We start from the raw sequence: 21,953 nt of genomic DNA, 5'->3' as shown, positions 1-21,953 counted from the left end.
CTGCCGACAAGGGGGTATTCCCCGTCACTGTGCTCTTTTGTCCGTATTACCAGAGAACGGATAGCCGAAGAGGGCGGTCGAAGCAAGTCGTTGCTTCGCCTTTAGGCGTCGAACACTTCGGCCTCACGGAGCCATCACTTCGCGCTACTGACCTGCGAGGAACGTCGGTTCGAGGTGTTTCTGCGTGACCTCACGTTCGAGGTGGTTCCGGAACGCATCTCGCTCGATGTCGTTTGCCTCGCGCTCCTTTCGGTCACGGACTGAAATCGTGTTCGACCCTTCCTCGTCGTCGCCGACGATAATCATATAGGGGACGCGGTCCTCGTGAGCCGTCTGGATTTTCTTCCCGATGGTCCACGAGCGGTCCTCGATTTCGACGCGGTACTCGTCGAGTTCGCTGGCAACCTCGCGAGCGTAGTCGAGGTTGTCGTCGCTGATGGGGAGGACGCGGATCTGCTCGGGGGCGAGCCACGTCGGGAACTTGCCGTCGAAGTGCTCGATGATAACGCCCATGAAGCGCTCGAAGGACCCGAGGAGGGCACGATGAATCATCACTGGGTAGTGTTCTTTGTTATCCTCGCCGACGTACGTCAGGTCGAGTCGGCGCGGGATGTTGAAGTCGACCTGCACGGTCCCGATGGTCCATTCGCGGCCGAGCGCGTCGCGGGCGTTGATACCGATTTTCGGTCCGTAGAAGGCGGCTTCTCCCGATTCGATGTCGAAGTCGAGGTTCTTCTCGTGGAGGGCGTCACGAAGCGCGTCCGTCGCTTGTTCCCAGAGTGCCTCGCCACCAATGGCGTTCTCGCCGCGCGTCTCCAGTTTATAGAGGACTTCGAGGCCGAAGTGGCTGTAGATGTCCTCGATGGCTTGGAGGATGTTCAGAATCTCCGACTGAATCTGGTCGGGGCGGACGTAAGCGTGCCCGTCGTCTTGGGTTAAACCGCGCACGCGAAGCAGTCCGGAAAGTTCGCCCGACTGCTCGTTCCGGAAGACGTTCCCGAATTCGCTGAAACGTATCGGGAGGTCCCGATAGGAGCGCATGGAGGTGTCGTAGATGTGACTGTGGTTTGCACAGTTCATCGGCTTCAAGCCGTACTCGGTGTCATCCTGTTCCCACGCGAACATCTCGCCGTTCTCTCGGAAGTTTTCGTAGTGGCCGGACTTCTGCCAGAGTTTCGCCTTGTTCAATTCTGGCGTCCGTACTTCGTCGTACCCGAGGTCTTCGTTTTTCTCGCGGATGTAGGCTTCGAGTTCGCGCCGAATCGCCATCCCGTTCGGGTGGTAGTGAACGCATCCCGGCGAGTGAGCGGGAATACTGAAGAGGTCGAGTTCCCGAGCAAGTTTGCGGTGGTCGCGCTTTTCGGCTTCCCGGCGCAGTTCGAGGTAGTCTTCCAGTTCCGATTCGGACTCGAAGGCCGTCCCGTAGACGCGCGTGAGTGACTCGTTTTCCTCGTCGCCGCGCCAGTAGGCCGCGGAGATATCGAGGAGTTCGAAGCCGCCGATTTTCCCCGTCGATGAGACGTGCGGACCCTTGCAGAGGTCCTGAAACTCACCCTGTCGGTAGAACGTAACCGGGTCCTCGCCTGCGGCTTCCTGCTCCAGGATTTCGCGCTTGAACTGATTGTCATCGTAATACTCGAAGGCGTCCTCGCGGTCCAATTCGACGCGCTCGATGTCGTAGTCTGCTTCGATTATTTCCTCGGCTTCGGCTTGAATCTCCGCGAGGTCGTCGCCGTTGAGGTCTACGCCATAGATGTCGTAGTAGAACCCTTCGTCGGTGTAGGGTCCGATAGCCAGTTTCGCCTCGGGATGGAGACGCTGAAGGGCCTGTGCGAAGATGTGTGCCGCCGAGTGGCGCAGCACGTCCAAATACTCGTCTGAGCTTTCGGTGACGATTTCGACGGTGGCGTCTTCGGTGATTGGTTCCGCCGCCGCGACGAGTTCGTGGTCGACGATTCCAGCGACCGTATCGCGGCCGAGACCCTCGCCGATTCGATACGCGACTTCTTCGACAGTGGTTCCCCGAGGAACGTGACGTTCGGAACCATCTGGGAGCGTTACCACTATCGTGGAGGAGTTCTGCTGTGACATGAGATATACCTCTCTCAGCGTCGTTGAAACGCGAGCAAAGCGAGCAATGACAGTAGCTGAATGGTTAGATGGCGAACGCCCGCCGTGTAAAACGGCCACCTACCGTCATTGGTACCATATACTTTGGTTGGAAGTATATAACTATGTTCTTCTCCCTGACAAGTGGGTGCAGGAGAGAACGGTGATTGTCGCCGTGCCGACCAATGAGGGGGGCCGAAGGATGCTGGAGGAGCAAAGGGCGTTGAAGGACCGAAGAGGGTTGAAGGACCGAAGAGGGTTGGAGGACCGAAGGGAGGGGGGACCGCTGTGAGGGAGGGACAGCATCGACGGAAGTGGCGACACCGCGTCACCATCACCGAACCCACAGCGAAGGTGTGATGAGACGTTCCGTCGACGCCCTGGCCAAGACGGCACGTGGTCAGAGGCACCCCATCGTGCCGCCGTGGCCAGTTGTTGGGCCGCCACCTCGCATCGCACGGGGCAGCGGCATATATTCGTAGTCGGGGATGGAAATTGGCGATTACTCGTCTAGTACGGTGACTTACGTGAATAGAATGAGTATAGTTAGTATCCCAACTAGACGAACGCTTCCGTCCCGACTAGACGAGCGCTTCCGATGGGTGTATCGGCGCTGACGTGGTCCGCCTAATCGGCCGATAGCGCGCGCTCGTAGTATCGAATGACTTATCGACCCAACAGGGATGTTGTTCGAGTAAATGAAACGTCACCTCCGTGTTCACGTCGTCCCTCTGTGGCGCGAACACGACCGCATCATCGGTCCCGTCGAGGACGACCGGCCTGACCACGTTTATCTCCTCGAACACGAGGACCCGTCGGTCGAGCGGCCGAACTACCACGAAACGGTTGTCGACCGCATCACCGATGTCGTCGGCACGCCGCCCGCCGTCGAGTACGTCGACCTCTTCGATATGTACGAGGTGATGGGTGCCATCACCACGATTGCCGACTGGCACCCGGACGACCTCGTTCGAGTCAACGTCACCGCCGGGACGAAGCGGGCGGCAATCGGCGCGACGATGGCGTGTATGGACGAACACACCGATGCTGAGCCGTACGTTGTCGATCCAAAATCCCGCCCACACGGTCTCGACACCCCTGCCACGGAAGGGTTCGAGGAGGCATCGCTCCTAACGACGTACCAGATTAACTCTCCGACCCCCGACCAGGTCGCTACGCTCGCAATCATCGAAGCTCACGATACCGACTCGAAACACGCTAAGAAGAAGACGCTCATTACGGAAGCAGCACACTACGGTCTCGACTTCATGAACGGCCGCGTCGACGGCGACCCGGCGGGCTACAAGCCTACAAACGGTGACTACAACGTCCTCGACAATCGCGTCACGTCGACACTCGAACACAAGGAATACGTGTGTATCACCAGACACGGCACGCGCCAATATCTCTCGCTCACTGAAGAGGGACGCCAGACGCTCCGTGCGTTCCGTCACCGGGCCGAATCCGTCATTACCGACCTTGAAGCGCGGACAAAAAGCCCGGAAGACGACATCGAATTCGTCCTCGACAACCCTGTCGACACGCTCGTCGAGAACCGGTCGTAGCGGCTTGCTACTTCGGTATCGATTGGTCCGTTGGGTTTCAACTCCCTCGTGGATGACCCCCTACCCAGAAGGGAAATCAACGCCAACGCTCGCCGGGGATGCAATGTTCGTCTCCAAGGCGGTATCGATTGATGCGTACGACGCCACGGATGGTTCGCTCTGTTGGCGAAGAGAGAATGTTGGCGTCGGAACGAGTGTCAATTCTCCTGCACTCATTTCGGACACCCTCGTCGGAAGTAGTACTGACCGTCTCTTGGCCTATAATCCTCGTAACGGCGAAAAGAAGTGGAAATACGACACTGGTGAAACCAGTGCAACGGTCGCTGCACGAGATGAGACCGTGTATACGCTCGTGAACGCCCAGAAAGACGGCGACAAGTACGGGGTCGCTTCCATCGACCCCGCGACTGGTGACGAACTGTGGCGGACCGCCGGTCTGCCGGAAAGTAACTCTCCACTCGTCGTTGACGACGACCAAATATACTATGCCGGCCATCGTAGCGACGTGTACGCCCTGTCACGTCGCGACGGAACGGTCCAGTGGCAAACACCTATTTCACTCCCCAAAAATGGGTCCCCATCCGTCGGGGTAACAGACGAACTCGTCCACGTACAGTCCGGTATCGGGGAGTTTGCCACGCTCAACCCTAACGATGGTCGTACGGTATGGGACGAGCCACTCGACACGATTTCATCGTACGTTCCTCCCGTCGTCGCCGGTGCGACGCGGTTTGTCGTTGAAGAGACGACGCTCCACGCGTTCGACGCCACCACTGGCGATAAACAGTGGTCGAAGGGACTCAGCTCCGTTCCTGCCGGACCTCTCTCAGTCGTCGACGACGCGGCGTACATCGGGTTGAAAGATACTGGACTCGTCCGTGTTGGCGATTGAGCGAGGAAGACGACTTATAACGTGTACAACACGTGTTTCTTTGTGCACTATAGTAGCGTTTGCAAGTCATCGCACACTCGCTTGACCGGTGCCGTGCGGTTTGATGTGTCACTAGTTGCAAACGCTACTGTAGGTTCAGGCAACCCACCGACGGTCTCTCTATTTTTGGTTTTTTGAATCCACTTCGGGGCCTACGCGTTTGTCCATTCAAGGGTGAACGATGTTGGGGAACTCACCCCCGCAGCGCGTCGATGGGCCGTTCGTTTGCTGCTCGCCACGCCGGGTACACACCGGCGAGCAAGCTCGTCAAAATCCCGAATGCTATCGCCCCGGCCAAGTACAGCAGTGCGGACTGCGTGAAGGCAAACGGGTCACCAAGGAACATCGAGTTCGCCACCAACGCCACTCCGATAGCGATTACGATTCCGACACCCGACCCGAGTGCGCCTAACAGCACCGATTCGAGAAGGAGAATCTGTACGATATCTCCTTTGCTGTATCCTACCGCCCGCAGTACGCCGATTTCCTCGCGGCGCTTGATGACGGCCATCAGCATCGTGTTCGTAATCGAGACGCCGGCCACGAGCAGTGAGATGGACCCCAATCCCGCGAGGAACGTGTTAATCCCGTTCACGATGGTCTTGAACATACGGACGAGCGAGGTGAGTTCGAAGACGAGGAGTTTGTCTTTTCGGTCGTTAAATCGGTCACGGAGTGCTTCTGCGACGGCCTCCGCTCTGTCAGTCGAGCTCGTTGTCACCCGAACTTGACTGTACCGTCTGTCTTCGGCTTGTTCGATGGGGAGATAGATTTCACTCCACCCGAACGACCGGGCTTCCGCCAGTACGGCGACGACGCGATACGTGTGTTCGGTCTCGACCGTTCCGGCCGCGGTTTCCTCTTCTGAGACGAGTTTGACCCGTTCACCCGGGGCAATGTCACGCTCATCGGCAAAGTCGTGGGAAACGACGACGCTCTGTCGCCAGTTGTCGGGAATCTGCCCTCGTTCTACCTCGCGTGTCTTTCGAGGGTTATCGAGATAGGTAACCGAAATCCCCTCACGGGTACCGTCCCGCTTGATGATCTCCATCTCCCCGCTTCTCGTCGCGACGATTCCGGCTGGACCGACTGTCTCGTCTATTGCCTTTAGGTCTTCTTGGTCGAAGTACGACCCTTCCATATCGAATCCCGGAGAGACGAAGACGTTCGTCGCGCCTTGGTCCTGGATGTTCTGGAGTTGACTCTGTTTGAACGCCGCGCCGCCTGCTCCAATCGCACCGATTGCGACGACACCGATGAGGATGGAGGCGGCTGCGAGTATCGACCGAGCTTTCGCCCGCGAGATATTCCGACGGGCGATGACGAGTCTCGGGAATCGACCCACGATTCGGTAGAGCCAGCTCATCGTCGCTCACCTCGCGACTCGTTCGATGCGTTGATTTCGTGGGTGTCGTGATTTCGTTGCATCAGTCCAGCGCCTCTACAGGTCGTTTGTTCGCCGCCTTCCAGGCGGGGTACACACCAGCAAATACGGACGTACCGATACCGAAGAGCGCTCCGATGCCGATGTACTGCAATCCTGCGGTCGTGAACGCGAGTGGGTCGCCGACGAGGAGCTGATTGAGCCCCATCCCGATACCGAGTGCAATCGGGACTCCAATTGCGGAGCCGACCATTCCGAGGATAGCGGATTCGGAGAGGAGGAGGCTAATAACTGCCGTCTTTGGGTATCCAACTGCCCGCATCACGCCGATTTCACGCTCACGTTCGATTGCCGACATCAGCATCGTGTTTGCAATCGTGACGGCGGCGACGAGTAGCGAGATTGACCCGACGCCGATGAGGAACTTGTTGATGGTCTCGAACATCCGTTCGAACTGGTCTCGCTGTTCTTGGACCTCGGAAACCGCGATGTTCCGCCGTCGCGTATTGAACTCCGTTTCGAGGCTTTTGGAAGCCTTGCCTATCGAGCCCGTCCGTGAGTCGACGCTGACGATTACGCTGTCGTACTCGGGGTCCTCGAACTGCTTGACCGGAACGAACACGGCACGGTCGGCCTGCAACTGGTCGGCAAAGCCTTGCGGTTCGAGAACCGCTGCGACACGGAAGGAACGGGCAAAGCTCCCGTTTACCGCCACAGTCACTTGGTCTCCCGTCTGGATGTCATTGTTCTCTGCGACCCGTGATCCGATGACGACGCTCCGTCGCCAGTTGTCCGGAATCGTCCCGGACTGCGCCTCATAGAACCGTCCGAGGTTATCGAGTCCTTTTATTTGTGCTGTGACGATAGTCTCTCCCGACGGTGTTCTGACGACCGCATCCCAGCGCTCGACAACGGGGAGAATCGTCGCTCCGTCGGTCGTCTGACGCATCCGGTTGATATCGTGGTCCGAGAACCCGCCGGTCAGGCTCCCGTTTTCGTTCTCATGATAGACGGGACTGACGGTCGCAGTTCCACCGAACCCTTCGTACGCCTCCATTTGATCCTGCTTGAACGCTTCACCACCCGCACCAATCGTTCCGATTGCGACGACGCCGATGACGATTGCGACTATCGCGAGCGTCGACCGGGCAGTGGCACGCGAGAGATTCCTCCGGGCCAAGAGGACGGTTGGGAACCTCGCTACAAGGCGACGGAGCCAACTCACGAACGTTCACCTCTCACTGCGGATCTAATACACTGTCGCTCCGAGATGACTGTCTCACCAGCTGATAGCTGCCGGGGTTGCGCTCTCGCCGGTATCACTGTTTGATCTCCTCTCTCGACTCCGTCTCACCTGCGTCTTCGATGACTCCGTCAACTAGGTTCACCACACGGTCGGCTTCGTCGGCGACGTACGCGTCGTGGGTGACCGTAACGACAGCAACGTCCTCTTCGGCGCGAAGTTCGTCGAATAGGGCGAGGATTTGGTCGCCGGTATCCCTGTCGAGATTCCCCGTCGGTTCGTCCGCCAACAGAATCGCTGGGTCGTTTATCAGTGACCGTGCGATGGCAACTCGTTGTTTCTGCCCACCGGAGAGTTCGTCCGGATAGTGGTCGAGTCGGTCGTCGAGACCGACTCGGCAGAGCAGGTCTTTCGCACGCTCGCGCGTTTTCACGGGCGTTTTGTCGAGCATCCTCGGCATCTCCACGTTCTCCAGTGCCGTCAGGGTCGGAATGAGGTAGAAGCTCTGGAAGACGAACCCGATAGTACGCTTTCGCTTATTTGTCCGGTCGGCGTCAGAGAACGTCGATACGTCCTCTCCCCGGAGTCGAACCGTACCGTTAGACGGGACGTCAAGCAATCCCAGGAGGTTGAGTAGCGTGGACTTCCCACTTCCTGACGGTCCAACGATAGCGACGAAGTCGGACGGCCGAATACCGAAGTCGATGCCTTTCAGCGCTTGAACGGTCTGGTTTCCCGTTTGGTACTCTTTAACGACGTCTTCGCCCCGAATGATTACGTCATCAGCAGCGTTCATCGTAGACCTCTGAACACTCTCGCGGGTTTCTCCCGCTTGTTCCATATCGATATGTGGGGAGATGTCCGGAGTCATTTATCATCATCGTCGCCGGATGTAGGCTACTGCACCGACGAGCAGTACGAGGGCAGCACCGCCTGCCGGGAGCAGTGGGAGCCCACCACCGCTGGGTGCTTGCCGTCTCACGACTTGGCGGCTGACGCTGACGTTTGTAGTGAACGATTTCTTCACGCCGCCAACGGTGTACGCCACCTTGACCGGCACAGATGATACGTTACCAGCAACATTCGATTGGAGCGTGAACGACGAGAAATCACTCTTGTCGACACTTCCGACGAAGTACTTGCTTCGTTCAACGGCCGGTGAATCGGCAACCGAGACGACGACGCCTTCGACAGTACTCGACCCAACGTTCCCGGCAGTTGCTGATATTTCGAGAGACCCACCGGTCTGCGTCGCTTTGACGTCAGTTAAGATGATTTTACCGGGGTTTGTCGGGGAGTCAAAGTTGGTCTGATATGTTCGGGTGATTTGGTGTTCTACACCTCGATCCGAATACTGAAGCGACACGTTCACCGGGTGAGAACCTGCCTTGGAGACACGAGCAGAGAACGTAAACGTGGTCGAATCACCTGCTTCTAATCGTGGTTTCACACGTTCGTTTACGCTGAAATTTACATCCGAAGCAGACGACGTGAGTTTCAACTGCCGAATGTCGTGGTTGAGGCCGTTCGATACAGTGACGTTGACTGACCGAGTAGCCCCGGGGACTGCCTCTTCGGCTGAAAGTTCGATTTGAGGTCGAGTTGGTTCTTGGACATCGACAGTCACTGGATACCGTACGCGAACGTGCGAACCACCTTTTTGTCTGCCAACGAGAATGACTCGGAGATTTTTCAACCCAGGTTCATCGAAGGAAGCTGTCAGTGGAATAGATATATTCCCACCAATAGTTATTGTTCCGACATCTTCGATTCGGGCAATATCGCTCGGATTCCCCTGTCGTCGGACGTAGACATCGGTGATGTCAACTACGCTGGGGCTGTTTTCTCCGTTTTGTATCGTTACTTTGAGTTCGGTTTGTTGACCCGGCGCTGGTTTGTCCGGAGCAACCTTTACGTTCGTAATTCCAACATGCGCCTTGGCAGCCTTTGCTGGTCCCGCAGCTATCGGAACGGCGACAGTCGAGAGTACAATAACTGCGACGAAGAACCAAGAAAGGACCGGTAAACCGTCGTGATTCGGTTTTTGCGGACTCATCTATGGACTCGTCTTAAATAGTGTTGTCTCTCTGCCATTATCGTTTTATTGGCTTGTCTGCCCCCATATAAGTTTCGTGGTTTACATGTTTCGAGAACGTAACTCGTAGTAAACCGACCACCGCGACATCTGTGAGTATACTCTATAGTAGCGTTTGCAACTGGTGACACATGTCATCAGTCGTCCAACAACGACGATTCCCAGCCGATACTCAGGATTCTTCGAACGGCGACCGAGCGTGTTCGGGGACGTTTTCGGGACGAATGATGAGGTTCTCTCGGCCAACGTTGATTTTCTTCACGACGCCCTCTTCGTCCATCTGTGAGAGAACCCGGCTGACCTTCGACTTAGACCATCCCGTCCCTTCAACGACTGCCGATTGACGGAGTTGTCCATCGCTTTCATCCAGGAGTTTGAGTACGCGTGCTTCGTCGTCGAGTAACTCCTCCACCTGTGGTTGAGTTAGTGTTTCCGCGTCAGAGACGGTGTCTGTCTCTCTTTTCTCTCTTCTTTGGAGGTATCTTCCTACTCGAGAATTCGAACTCAGAAAGTGTGCATACCGTTTGCTGAGTACAACGCCACCGAGTACGGCGAGCACAGTGAGAATAACGAGCGCGCCGCCGCCGACTACGAGTGCAAGCATCGAGAACCTCGCATCGATACCGAGTGAACGTAAAACGGAGCCTACTGTGGAACTCGGGTCAGTCCCCGCATCTACTTCTGTCCCGTCACCGCGTCCGTCTCCATCGGTATCCCCGCGATTCGGATTTGTTCCGATGACGGTTACTTCCCGGCCATCGTTGAGACCATCACCGTCTGTATCCGATTTGGTGGGGTTGGTCTCGTATCGGTTCGTCTCTTCCCCGTCGTTGAGGCCGTCACCGTCGGTGTCGGCGGCAGTCGGATCTGTTTCGTGGACGTTCACTTCTGGACCGTCAGCGAGCCCGTCGCCGTCGGTGTCGGTGACAGTCGGATTGGTCTCATAGGTGTTTACCTCGGGACCATCATCGAGGTTGTCGCCGTCAGTATCACCAACAGTTGGGTCGGTTCCGTACGTTGTGGCCTCTGCACCGTCAACGAGACCATCGCTGTCAGTATCTTTCTCCGTCGGGTTACTCCCGAGTTCGTTTACTTCAACCCCATCGCTGAGTTCGTCGCTATCGGAGTCAGTGTTCGTTGGGTCCGTCTCGTATCGGTTCACTTCGTCACCGTCAGTGAGTCCGTCGGTATCCGTATCGGTGACGAGAACGCTCGTTCCCCGCTCTACTTCACGTTTGTTTCCCAGATTGTCGCCGTCAGCATCGCCTTCTGTTGCAAGCACGGTAATCGTTCGACTCGCCTGTGCAGCCGGGGAACCACCGTCAGAGGGCCGCACGACAGTGGTCAGGACTTGTTCACCGGTTGCGTTTCCTGGCCATCGTGCGATGTCGAAGTTGACGCGCTGCTCGCTGCCAACGCTCGTGTTTTGAAGTCGTTGACACTCAAGCGTCGTCGTTGAACCGTCGTTTAATTCGGTTTTGAGACACACGTCGTACGTCCCGTGGTCCGCCGCGATGGCTACCGAAACCGTCGATGGTTGCCACGAAGCAACATACGTCCGCTCGTTTTGGGTTGCGATGACACCCGGTCCGGAGTGGTCCACTGCACGCACCTCAACGCTGTCTTCCGCTACAACCGTGGCCGGTAGCACGCTCGCAAAGACTGTTATAAAGACGATGAGCCCCACGAGGGGCACACATCGTGACCACGAGGCGCGTTGGACAGACATGAGTCAGTTCTCTATTTGTCGGGGATGCCACGGTATAATATTTTATTTACCAATCTGCAGTATTCATTTAATATAAAATGATAGTTTAATACCCAAGATTGTGTTTGATTCATCACCTATGCAATCGAAATCATAGACAAAACGTGATTTACCATGTAAACCGCCAATTCTCCAGCGGCTAGTTAGTATATCAACCAGTAAATATTCAGTTAATCCGACTGAAACAGTGCGAACAGTCCGTAAAAACGGTTGTATTGCGAAGAACAGTTGGGACGACTCTCACCCATTATCATCCTCCCGGAGTTACTACTGAATGCGGTGCGCAAGATACCGTCTCGACCGAAGCTAAATACGGTGTCACTGCAATCACCGCCGCAGTCCCCGCTTGCACAGACGCGAACGGTGGCGCCTCCCCCCTGGTACCACCCTTCACCGTACACTCGAACTCCCCGCTGACGTTCCCACCTGAGATACTCCACAGCACGCCTGGTCCCCCTGACGCACGCTACGACATCCCTCCCAGTATTGTACTTCTACCCTCCAAACCAGCCCCATTCCTCATACTCCAATCTGTCCCCCTCATAGTACGGGCCAATCCTAACCTCAAGACTCGACAAGCGAATTACTTGGGGTCGGTGCGTGAACTGTAATACTACTCCGCGGAGCATTTACTTCTGCTCTCGCTACAGCGTGTATGGATTCGGATGACAACCATCGTAGCTGGGCCGAACGCTCCGGCGATTTCTCTCCCGAGTACTACGCCCAAATCGGCCCGAACGAGGTTAGCGAGACGCTCACAACTGTGTTCGACCACTACGCGCGAGAGGACGCGTCGATTCTCGAAGTTGGCTGTAGCTCTGGTCGCCATCTCGCCCACCTTCACAACTGCGGCTACGAGGACATCACCGGCATCGATATCAACGACGAGTCGTTCGAGGTGATGGCCGAATACTATCCGGAACTCGTCGAGACAGGTACGTTCCTCACCGGCGCGATAGAGGAGTTACTCCCGAACTTCCCGGATGACAAGTTCGACGTCGTCTACTCCGTCGAAACGCTCCAGCACGTTCACCCCGACGACACAGCGGTATTCGAGGAGCTTTCCCGTGTAACATCCGACCTCCTCATCACCGCCGAAAACGAAGGTAATGGCCCCCAGCGTGGCCGAGATGGTGCTGAGGTAAGCTACGTCAACGACGATTTCCCACTTTACCACCGCAACTGGAAAGACGTATTTTCGAACCTCGGCCTCGCACAACTCCTCTGCGAACCGGGTAAGCGCGATACCGTTCGTGTGTTCCGTGTTCTCTGACTTGTTTTGACGTATCCCCCGAATGTGTCGCCGATTAACCTCAATGGTCTTTAAGAGGCTCTGGCCTAGTCTCGAAATTATGTATACGATGTCCAGCGACGATTTCAGCGTTCATCTACGCGAGTGCGACGAGGTTGGGTCCGGGATTCCACTCACGAGCCTCCCGGATGAAGTCACGTCGTTAGACGACCTGCCGTGTGCGTGCTGGGACAAGTTCGAATCGCTCGACGAAGTCGAATGACGGTCCATCGTGGAAACATCTCTGCTAGCTGTTAATTCGTGTTGTCTGGTCGACGCAGTGACCGAGATGTATCACAATCGGTCAAAGTCAAGCGGCTCTGCGGCCTGCCAGTAATCTTCGAATAACTCCTCCGCCCACGAGCGAACCGCCGGCTCGTCGACATCAATCGACGCCTGAAGAATGCCGTTGTCGTCGCGTAAGAACAGATGAACCGTCGAGTCGGCAATCGTCGTCGCCATCGGAATCAACTCGTCGGTGATGCGGATTTCTGCGCCGTCGGCGTCGAGGAGCGCCCGAAGTTGCTCCCGCAACTGTGAATCGTCGGTAAGGGCGTCGATTGTCTCCGACGAGAATACACCTTTGAACTGCTGGTCTCCGGCCTCGGTACGGTTGGCGATGATGTCGAGGCTCTGTTCGTTGAAGGCGTACGAAAAGATGCGAACGTCGTTCGCATTGCTGAGCAGTTTGAGTGCGCGCTTGACTGGTGCATTTGGACGAACCTGACTCGGCGTGGTAATCGTCGCTGCTGTCAGATGTTCGAGGTCGAACGAAATTGTCTCAGTCGGAAGCCACCGAACAATCGGGCGAAGTTTGGCATCGGTTTCGAGAATCTCGACTAACTCGCTGAATCCCCGTGAGACGAGCTTACCGGTTACAGTCGCCCTGTAAGCGCTATCCTCACGGACAATCCACTCACGCTCCTCGAAATCGTGGAGAATCCGGCCCAGTGTCGGCTGTGAGGCACCGGTTAGTTCGACAAGCTCTCGGCGGGTGTGGGGCTGTTCGGAGAGATATCTGAGCGCATCGACGCGATTCTGTGAGAGCGCAAGAAATTCGATTTCTTCTAACGCCGATTCCATATTCGATTCTGCGAGGCCCGAGACTAAACGACTTTCGAGTCTCGAAATAATTTCACACAATGAATCATCGTCGTCTATCGCACTACTTTCTTGCCGTGCATTAATTTCTGAATCAATGTATAAGCGATGCGCTCGTAGGTCGTCGTATAATGAGTTCACTGTCGGAACCTATCGGTCTCTCGCTGTCGCGAGGTGAGGCGTGGTAATGGGAACGCGTCGTCGACTTGCGCTGTTCGTGTTGGCGAGTTTCTTCTTCGGCGGCACCTTCGTCGCAGCGAAGGCGGGGCTTGACTACTTTCCACCCTTGCTGTTCGTCGCCCTCCGGTTCGACATCGCCACCGTCGCGTTATTCACATACGTCGCCGCAACGACACCCCGTGCGGAGTTACTTCCGCGGTCTGTCCGCGATATCGTCGGCATTCTCGCAACCGGCGTGTTCGTCATCGGTCTCGCGAACGCCCTCCTCTTCGTCGGGCAGGAGCACGTTTCGAGCGGCGTCGGGTCGATTATCTTTAGTCTCAACCCGATTCTGACGCCGGTGTTCGCGATGGTCTTCCTCGCCGACGAACGACTTTCGACTCGCGGCGCACTCGGGATGCTCATCGGGCTTGTCGGCGTGGCACTCGTCGTACAGATTGACCCCTCGAACCTCCTCGACGGGGCGGCCGTGTGGAAGGGCGTCGTGTTCCTCGGCGCGGTCAGCGGAGCACTCGGAAGCGTTCTCATCCGGTGGGCCGACACCTCCCTTTCGAGCACTGTTCGGACGGCGTGGGCACTCCCAGTCAGTGCCCTTCTCACGCACGGTTTCAGTATCGCCTCCGGCGAATCACCGGCGATGGTTACGTGGACTCCGACGGCACTTGTGGCGCTTGGATACGTCGGTATCTTCGCGGGGGCCATGGCGTACATCGCCTACTTCGGCCTCCTCGATGACGTTGGTCCGATTCACGGGAACCTCGTCTTCTACGCAGTCCCAATCATCGCAACCCTCGGTGGGTCGGCACTGCTCGGCGAGTCGATTTCGACGCTCACCCTCGTTGGATTTGTGACCATCTTCGCGGGGTTCGCGGTCCTCGCCAGTGGGTCCATCGTCGCCGAAGCCGAGGGCTTCTACACGACAATCGTGGCGCGGTGGGACGTAGACAACGTGAGTTCGGCGAGTCACGACTAACTCGACTGAGACGTAGTTTGATAGTAATTGAAGGGTGGAAGGGTTGGCAGGCCCATCAAGTTGGCAATCCGGGGGGCAGGGTATTGCAGGACTACCGATGGCACGGGATGAGCCTACTCTGCCTGTGGAAATCCGCATCAGAGATACCGTACGACCAGGCAGTTATCGTACGGATGCGTTACTTATCCGCGAAATAACCTATCTGTTCTGGTACAGCCCTCAAAATGGAGGGGTGCATCACCGATTCGAGACGCCATAAACCATGAGTGCACCAACCAAACAGAGGTGTCCGACAATCACGAAGGAAATCGAGTCACGTCCAGACATATCGACAAATACGAGTGCGGCAAACGAGGCGATACCGATGACAGCAAGGACAACCGCAAGTACCTTGTCGTACTTCGGGTCGTACTCGACTTCGGCCACATGAACCATCCAATTTTGTTCGGCTGGGCGACGCCGGCGTGAAATTCCGTCCGGCGTTCGGACGGCGTAGAATCGGCTTCGAATTCGAACGAGTATCCACCCGATTCCGCCGGTCGTGCCGATACCGTCGGTGAGACCAAAATTCGGGTCACTGAGGACGACGGCGAAACCGATGAGGACGGGAACGGCAAATAAGAGAGCCATCTCCACGAAGTCGAGGTATCGAGCTTCCGTTTCGTCGTTTTCGATTGGCTTTTCGGTCATCTCGTGTCGCGTTAGGAGTCAGAAGTGACAGTCAGATACGGAAGCGTTGCACGGTGGAACCTTGTTCACCCATTCAGGTGTCGATGCGTAAATAACTCGTCCCGTACCGGTAGTTGTACGTTTCGACGACGACGCCGAAGACCGAAAGTACCGTTAATGCGAGGAAGATGACTCCCTGGTACGATTCGATTAGATATATGCCGCCGAAGAGGAGCACCGTACAAACTGCCGCCGCGAGATTGTACACGGGGTGTTCCCGTACGTCGTCGAACACGCTCGCACCCACGTAGACGAATGTCAGCGCTGCTAGTGCGATGAGTCCGGGAGTGACTGGTTCGTCGGAAAAAAGCACTATCCCCCCGAGACTGAGGACGATGCCGACGAACACCGCCGCATCCCACATGTTGATTCTGTCCGTCACGTTGCTGGAGGGCATCAAATGTGGCTAAGGAATCACTTCTCATAGTTATTTGGGACTCCCGTCGGTTCCGAATGGGTTTTTCGTCCATGGTGAAACTCTTCGACCGGAGCGTCTCTTATAAAATGTGACCGGGGATATCGTGACACTATACCCTCGACTAATCGAGCGTGTAGGACCGATAGCGGTGAATCGCGTATCGGTATGACCCGTACGACGCGCCCACGGTCAAAAGAAGGTAGAGACCAATCAGGCCGCCGAGAAGGGCCGTGACTTCCAGATGGCCCGTAACGGAGTACCACGTCGTGACGAGTCCGATGACGGTTCCGCTGCCGACGACAAACAAGTACAGCATCATTACGAGCGTCGAGGGAACGACGGTCTCGGCACCCCAGAACTTTCGCGCTTCATAGACAGGGTATGCCGACCCAAGACCGACTGCGAAGGCGGCCGCAGCGAGGCACATCCCGATGCCGACGAGTGCGAACGTGAGCCCGTACACTGAGGTAGTCCCGAGTGCTATCGAGCCCAGTGGGACGAGCACTGCAACGGGGATACCGAGCGCAAGCCCAGCGATAGCCCGACCTCGAACTATCGTCTGGGAGGTGGTTTCGGTAAGGAGGAGCAACGGAAGGTGAGGCCGGTCGTCTCCGATAGGATTGAGACCGAACGTTGCCCCGGCGAGGTAGGTTCCAAATCCGACGCCCGTACCCGCGATGAGTGGGCCCAATGCGTCACCCGGCGACTGGAAGATGCTCGACCCGAGTGGACCAAGGAAGAACAGTATCATAACGAGGTGTGTGAGCTTCTGTGGGTGGCGGATACTGCGAACAAGAAACCCCCATGCGACACGGCCAGACTTCAGCAGGGAGAACGGTTTCGGAGCGGAGAATCCACCCGTAGAGACGTTTGTCTGGCGTGGTTCGGAACGGGTCGAAACATCAGTAAACCAAAGTGCAGTCGCTTGTCGCGTCGACGCTGCGAGACCGACCGGTGTGAGAACAACAATGGCGAGGATGATGACTACTGCACTTCCCGAAATCGGACGGGCGAGCGGTGTCCCAACGAATGCGAGCGAGACGTAATCGACGAGCGGTCCGAAAGCCAACCCGGAGAGGAGTGATTCTACCGAAGCGCTTTCACTCACGATATACTTCCCGGCGAACTGCGAACCGAGGATGAACGCGAGCATAAGGATGACGCCACCAGCCTTGAGGACTCGACGAACACCAGGTAAGCGTCGTAACACACGCAGCACGGCGATCCCGAGTGCATATCCCCACACAGTCGCCCAACAAGTGAGCGGAATCACGACCGCGGCGGCCGTAAGTAGCAATGTTGGAGTGCCGAGACCCAGCGTGAACGTCGTGACGATGGCAGCTATTGGAAGCCCGAACCAGAGCGAGAGTCGGCCCACTTCAGCGGTGAGAAGCCCGATGACGACGGCTCTGGGATGAACTGCTGTCAGAACGAAGTCTTCGGCTTCGACGCTTCCGATTCGTTCGAACGTCCGAAGCATCGCCAGCGCGAGCAATGCCACCGGTACTGCTGTTGTGGCCACGCCGAAATACGGAATTTCCGCCATCGACCGCGCCGTTCGGCCGGCTAGATACACCGCCGGAAGAGAAGATAGAAGCATGCCACCGAAGAACAGCAACGCAAACCCGATGCCGATAATCCGTCGGGCCTCTTTCGTGTATCCTCTGAGGCTCCGGACGAACTCGGCACGGCCGATGCGAGCACCGTGACGAACGTCTTGTCGCAGGCTCATTCTCTACTGGCGCTCGCCATGGGGGTCTCGTCGCTCGTGATGGCGAGGAAGGCATCTTCGAGGGTGCTTTCGCTCCCCGTTTCCGCTCGGGATTTCACCTCATTCGGAGAGCCTTCGGCGACGAGTCTGCCGTCGAATAGGACGCCAACTTCGTCGGCAACAGCCTCGACAACCGGGAGGATGTGCGTCGAGAGGAATACGGTTGACCCGGCGTCCGCAAAGCCGGTTATCGACTCGCGGATTCGACGCGCTGCACGCGGGTCTAATCCCGACGTTGGCTCGTCCAAGAACAAGACCTTGGGGTCGTGCAGGATGCTCTGGATGAACGCGGTTTTCTGCTGCATCCCTTTCGAGTACGTGCTGATGCGTTTGTTCTCGTCTCCGGTGAGTCCGAACTGGTCGAGATAGTCGGTAATACGCGCATCGGCGGTTTCAGCGGGGATATCACGGAGGTCCGCGGCGTATTCGAGTTGTTCGCGCGCGCTGAACTCGTCGTACAGTGGCGGTGTCTCCGGGAGATACCCAACGTTTGCCGCGAGTTCACGCCGGTTTTCGACATCGAGACTACAGATACGAGCCGACCCCGATGATGGTTGTGTGAGGCCCGTCAAGAGTCGCATCGTCGTCGTCTTTCCGGCACCGTTCGGGCCGAGGAATCCATACACGGTTCCGTTGGAAATCGACAGCGAAACGCCGTCGAGTGCGACCTCAGAACCGTACGACTTTCTGAGGTCCGTCGCCTCGATGGCGGCGAAATCTGATTTTGTGGAGGGCATGGGACGATCCCACGTTTTTACTCAGACCGCCTAATGGTTGCGAACTGATAATACAGTGCGAAATAAACGGCCTTGTTAAAACTCTCAACCGGTGACAGGTTCCGGCAGCCGTGTCGAATACACAGCGCGTATCGGCCATTCCCACCAAGACTACCCGAACACGTTTACTCTCGAACTGTGATAACGAAGTATATGTCCTCCAGAAGAGTTGTGGCTCTTCTTGTCGTCACGGCCCTTTCCGGGTGTCTCGGCCTCAGTGCTGTGCTTTCTCCTGCACCCGAGGTCACCGTCGAGAATCGGGCGAATGTCACGTACCAGGTCTCAGCAACCGTTGTTCCCACTGACGACCCGGTCAGTACTATTCCGCTGGAACTGACCTATCGGAACGGTAGCTCGGTGACAACCTCGTTCGGAGAGTATTCATCTGGAAATAACTTTTTTGTCCCGGATAACGTCACGACAATTAGTGTTCACAGTGCAACCTCACAGTCGTGGTCAACTACGCTTGCACCTGGACAAAACGACACGACCCGACTAACCGAATGGCAATCGAATGATGTTGTCCTACTCACCTATACACGCAACAACGATAGTGAGGTTACCAAAGTCACAACGATTCCCTGCCGGAATTCAGGTGTCGAATACGATGGACACGTTTCCTCAGCTGATGGAAGCGGTGGTGCGGGGACTACCTGCTGAATACACCCTCCGTATCTTGCACGCGATACATATCAGCCACTGAGAGTTTCAACAGAGCCAGATAAACAATTACTCCTTCTTTTCCCGGGACCGATACACCCTCAACCAACGAATGTTCTACCCATTGAGTGGTTCCCACCTGTTATTTTTCGATTCGGGCCGTACACACGGACGCGAGGTAAACGACCATGAGCAGACGCAACCCTTTCGAAGAAATCGAGCGGCTCTTCGAGCGAATGAGCCGTGAACTCGACGAAGCATCCAAACGGTGGGGTTCAGGAGAAACGTACGAAGAGTGGGAGAGTGGACTCGAATCAATGGCAGTCGACCTCGTCGAACACGACGACGAGTTCGTCGTCACCGCCGACCTACCGGGTTTCGAGCGCGACGATGTGAGCGTCCAAGTAACCGACCAAACGCTCCAAATCGAGGCGAAGCGCGAACGAGCCCTCGACGAAGAAGAAGAGCAGTTCCTTCGACACGAGCGACGACACCGGTCGATGAGACGGTCGCTTCGATTGCCTGCCGAGATTCAAAAAGACGGTGTGAGTGCACGGATGAAAAACGGCGTCCTGACCATTACACTCCCGAAACTCGAAGTCGAAGAAGCACATCGAGTAGACATCGAGTAGGCCTCGATCCAAGGCAGTGGACGGCTTATTTTCGATACCGGTACTGTGCCCGAGAGACGACCACAGGAGTGTCTCGAAACAGGCACCAACTTCCTAAACGAGTTCCAGAACAAACCGAGTCGCGAGCCATGATTCGGCTCTGGCGAGACGGTACTGAACCGTCGACTGTGGAACTCCTAGCTCGTCAGCTAATCCTTGCGTCGTAATCTCTCGGGGCGTCTCGTAGTAGCCGCGAGCGACCGCCTCTTTAATCAACTCGCGTTGTTCGTACGGGACGTCGGCCAGAGAGACGACGTCATCACCCCAGTGTGTCGGGTCGGACAGATGGTCGAGACTCAAACGCAACCCATCCCGCATTTCGGTCCGAATCGCATCGTATAGTTCGCCGACGTTAGCATCGTCGGGCATCAGGATTCGCCACGTATACTGGTTGCCCTGCCGTTTCGTGTCGTACAGGAGCCCCTCACCGATGTGTATCGCTGCAAGATGGGGAATCGAGTGACAATCATCGGCATCGGTTCCATAGGCGTACACGGTCCGAGACGCGTTCCCTCGGTCGAGGACCTCGTACTCCCAACTCGTGTGACAGTGTTCGGCGTCCAAGCACTCGTTACAGTGCGTTGGGTCGAGAAACACGTCGTCGAGTGCTTTTAATGCGTTTTCAGGCCCCGTGATACGGTCGAGATGCCAAATACTGTCAGCCGTGACCGTACACGTGAGCGACTTCGACATAACATCCGGATACTCCATGAAAATGTCCGCAATCGGGTCGGCCCCGCGGTCGTACGTCACTGTGAACACGAACTCTCGCATATAGTGTCTTGGTAGCAACCAATTAATAGACTTTCTTCGTCGTTAGTCCTAAACTCGGGAAATATCGTATTGGCGGCGACAGTACTCATCTGGAAAATCGAAGTATTCTATTACCTTTGGTAGCTACCAAAGTATTCTCTAATGCCCATCTCACCGACCGGTTCAACTGCACGATGCAGTCTGGAACAAACATACGTGATGACTCGACGTTCCTCGGTCCGCGCGTGGTTGCTGTAACTTTCCTCGCGCTGATGGGAGCGTTCGGGTTGAATCTGAGTGCTGGACAGTTCTTCGAACCACTTACTGGAACATACGGCTGGGATCTCTCACTTCTGAGCTTAGCCGTCTCGGTGAACATGATTACGTGGGGGCTGTTCCAACCGGTGATGGGGCGGTTGATCGACTGGGTCGGCCCCAAAGTGGTCATCGCTGGCAGCGCGGCGCTGATGGGTGTCGCGTTCCTCCTCTCGGCGACCATCTCCACCGTCTGGGAGTTCTTCCTGTACTACGGTGTGCTCACGGCAATCGGCTTCGCAGGCTGTAGTTCGATGGCGAACTCGGTCCTCGTCTCGAAGTGGTACGTTCGCGACCGCTCGGAGATGCTCGGGAAGAGTTCGATGGGCATCAACATCGGCCAACTGATTATCCTTCCGTTGGCCGGCTACCTGATCGCAACCGCTGGGTTTCGAGCGGCGTTCACTGGGCTCGGGCTGTTCATGCTCGTGCTTGTCGTCCCGGCTGTGCTGTTCGTCGTTGAAGACGACCCTACCGAAGTCGGACAAACTCCGGATGGAACGGACAACGCATCGGACCGAGAGCAGTCGGTCCTAGCTGCCGGGTCGGCGAGTGTCTCGCTCAAACAAGCGCTTTTTGACCGGAACTTCTGGCTCGCCAGCCTGAGCTTCGGTTCCTGTGGGTTCACGCTGTATCTCGTGACGATTCACCTTCCGAACTACGCCGCCGATCTTGGGGGGAGCGTCGCACTCGGCGGACAGTTGCTGGGAATCGCCGCCGGTGCCAGTGCCGTCTCGATGTGGGTGACCGGAAAGATGACTGAACAAGTCGGGAAGCGGCGCATGCTGGCGGGTCTCCACATGATTAGAGGTGTTTCGCTCGCGTGGCTAGCGCTGTCGACGAGTCTCTGGCAACTCTACGTCTTCGCAGTTATCTATGGTGTCGCTTCCTTCCCAGTTATCCCAACGGTAACCGGCATTATCGGCGACCACTTCGGAACGAACGCGATGGGTGGAATTCTCGGAACGTCCTGGCTTCTCCACCAGATATTTGCCGCAACCGGTGTCTTCCTCGGCGGGTTCATCCGCCAAACAACAGGGAGCTACGAACTCGCCTTCTGGACCGGCGCGGCTCTCCTGCTCGGGGGTGCGTTCCTGTCGGTCCTGATCGAGAGTCAGCCGCGAGTTACACACCCCACGGCTAGTACTGCAGACGACTGACGAAGCAACGGTTTGAGTAACTCTCCGAATAGGCTCCCAACTTCCAAAATACACTCGCAG

The 21,953-nt window shown here is 56.6% G+C and carries 19 protein-coding genes; 7 read left to right on the top strand and 12 right to left on the bottom strand.

What is annotated here, in order from left to right:
• Positions 1-144: 144 nt before the first annotated feature.
• Positions 145-2,091, bottom strand: a complete 1,947-nt coding sequence (thrS, locus tag HFX_RS16220; protein ID WP_004056214.1) for a threonine--tRNA ligase — start codon at positions 2,089-2,091, stop codon at positions 145-147.
• 716 nt (positions 2,092-2,807) lie between these two features.
• On the opposite strand from thrS, the gene HFX_RS16210 reads away from it, so the two are divergent.
• Together HFX_RS16210 and HFX_RS16205 are read left to right on the top strand one after the other, a co-directional pair.
• A complete protein-coding gene (locus tag HFX_RS16210) occupies positions 2,808-3,674 on the top strand; it encodes an HFX_2341 family transcriptional regulator domain-containing protein (protein WP_004056218.1) in 867 nt (288 codons plus the stop codon).
• Between the two features lie 52 nt (positions 3,675-3,726).
• Positions 3,727-4,566, top strand: a complete 840-nt coding sequence (locus tag HFX_RS16205; protein ID WP_231512956.1) for a PQQ-binding-like beta-propeller repeat protein — start codon at positions 3,727-3,729, stop codon at positions 4,564-4,566.
• A 232-nt stretch (positions 4,567-4,798) separates the two neighbouring features.
• Here HFX_RS16205 and HFX_RS16200 read toward each other — a convergent pair whose 3' ends face one another.
• From HFX_RS16200 to HFX_RS16180, 5 genes are all read right to left on the bottom strand, one after another.
• Complete coding sequence (locus HFX_RS16200) at positions 4,799-5,971, bottom strand: ABC transporter permease (protein ID WP_004056220.1); 1,173 nt, start codon at positions 5,969-5,971, stop codon at positions 4,799-4,801.
• Positions 5,972-6,032: 61 nt separating this feature from the next.
• Positions 6,033-7,214: an ABC transporter permease gene (locus HFX_RS16195; protein WP_014732676.1), complete on the bottom strand. Its 1,182-nt coding sequence runs from the start codon at positions 7,212-7,214 to the stop codon at positions 6,033-6,035.
• 94 nt (positions 7,215-7,308) lie between these two features.
• Entirely contained in the window at positions 7,309-8,103 is a 795-nt protein-coding gene (locus HFX_RS16190) for an ABC transporter ATP-binding protein (protein ID WP_004056225.1), read from the bottom strand.
• Between the two features lie 6 nt (positions 8,104-8,109).
• Entirely contained in the window at positions 8,110-8,604 is a 495-nt protein-coding gene (locus tag HFX_RS20370; protein WP_231512957.1) for a COG1361 family protein, read from the bottom strand.
• Positions 8,605-9,499: 895 nt separating this feature from the next.
• Positions 9,500-11,056, bottom strand: coding sequence for a helix-turn-helix transcriptional regulator (locus HFX_RS16180; RefSeq protein ID WP_049917382.1), 1,557 nt, complete (start codon positions 11,054-11,056; stop codon positions 9,500-9,502).
• A gap of 694 nt (positions 11,057-11,750) precedes the next feature.
• On the opposite strand from HFX_RS16180, the gene HFX_RS16175 reads away from it, so the two are divergent.
• Both HFX_RS16175 and HFX_RS19815 read left to right on the top strand, forming a co-directional pair.
• On the top strand, positions 11,751-12,368 hold the full coding sequence (locus tag HFX_RS16175) for a class I SAM-dependent methyltransferase (protein WP_004056231.1): 618 nt from the start codon (positions 11,751-11,753) through the stop codon (positions 12,366-12,368).
• An 88-nt stretch (positions 12,369-12,456) separates the two neighbouring features.
• Positions 12,457-12,609, top strand: a complete 153-nt coding sequence (locus HFX_RS19815) for a hypothetical protein (RefSeq protein ID WP_014732673.1) — start codon at positions 12,457-12,459, stop codon at positions 12,607-12,609.
• Between the two features lie 71 nt (positions 12,610-12,680).
• Here HFX_RS19815 and HFX_RS16170 read toward each other — a convergent pair whose 3' ends face one another.
• Positions 12,681-13,469, bottom strand: a complete 789-nt coding sequence (locus HFX_RS16170; protein WP_004056235.1) for a helix-turn-helix transcriptional regulator — start codon at positions 13,467-13,469, stop codon at positions 12,681-12,683.
• 205 nt (positions 13,470-13,674) lie between these two features.
• Between HFX_RS16170 and HFX_RS16165 the strand changes: the two genes are divergently transcribed.
• Complete coding sequence (locus HFX_RS16165) at positions 13,675-14,640, top strand: DMT family transporter (protein ID WP_004056237.1); 966 nt, start codon at positions 13,675-13,677, stop codon at positions 14,638-14,640.
• Positions 14,641-14,877: 237 nt separating this feature from the next.
• On the opposite strand, the gene HFX_RS16160 is transcribed toward HFX_RS16165, so the two are convergent.
• The 4 genes from HFX_RS16160 to HFX_RS16145 all read right to left on the bottom strand — a co-directional run bounded on the left by HFX_RS16160 (position 14,878) and on the right by HFX_RS16145 (position 18,295).
• The gene (locus tag HFX_RS16160; RefSeq protein ID WP_004056239.1) at positions 14,878-15,330 is read right to left on the bottom strand and encodes a hypothetical protein; all 453 of its coding nucleotides are present in this window, start codon (positions 15,328-15,330) and stop codon (positions 14,878-14,880) included.
• 73 nt (positions 15,331-15,403) lie between these two features.
• Positions 15,404-15,766, bottom strand: coding sequence for a phosphatidate cytidylyltransferase (locus HFX_RS16155; protein WP_231512959.1), 363 nt, complete (start codon positions 15,764-15,766; stop codon positions 15,404-15,406).
• 142 nt (positions 15,767-15,908) lie between these two features.
• Complete coding sequence (locus HFX_RS16150) at positions 15,909-17,519, bottom strand: hypothetical protein (protein WP_004056241.1); 1,611 nt, start codon at positions 17,517-17,519, stop codon at positions 15,909-15,911.
• Positions 17,516-18,295: an ABC transporter ATP-binding protein gene (locus HFX_RS16145; RefSeq protein ID WP_004056242.1), complete on the bottom strand. Its 780-nt coding sequence runs from the start codon at positions 18,293-18,295 to the stop codon at positions 17,516-17,518. Before HFX_RS16145 ends, HFX_RS16150 begins: the two co-directional genes overlap by 4 nt.
• Before the next feature lie 887 nt (positions 18,296-19,182).
• Here HFX_RS16145 and HFX_RS16140 point away from each other — a divergent pair.
• Positions 19,183-19,626, top strand: coding sequence for an Hsp20/alpha crystallin family protein (locus HFX_RS16140; protein WP_004056243.1), 444 nt, complete (start codon positions 19,183-19,185; stop codon positions 19,624-19,626).
• 93 nt (positions 19,627-19,719) lie between these two features.
• Here the strand turns inward: HFX_RS16140 and HFX_RS16135 are convergent, their stop codons facing one another.
• Positions 19,720-20,439 carry a helix-turn-helix domain-containing protein gene (locus HFX_RS16135; protein WP_004056245.1) on the bottom strand — a complete coding sequence of 240 codons (720 nt, stop codon included), beginning with the start codon at positions 20,437-20,439 and terminating at the stop codon, positions 19,720-19,722.
• Between the two features lie 173 nt (positions 20,440-20,612).
• Here HFX_RS16135 and HFX_RS16130 point away from each other — a divergent pair, with 173 nt between their 5' ends.
• Positions 20,613-21,893 (top strand): MFS transporter, encoded by a 1,281-nt coding sequence (locus HFX_RS16130; protein WP_004056247.1) that lies wholly within the window; start codon positions 20,613-20,615, stop codon positions 21,891-21,893.
• Positions 21,894-21,953: the final 60 nt, after the last annotated feature.

It is taken from the genome of Haloferax mediterranei ATCC 33500, from assembly GCF_000306765.2.
Taxonomy (GTDB): domain Archaea; phylum Halobacteriota; class Halobacteria; order Halobacteriales; family Haloferacaceae; genus Haloferax; species Haloferax mediterranei.
This window is presented reverse-complemented; position numbering and strand designations above follow the sequence as displayed.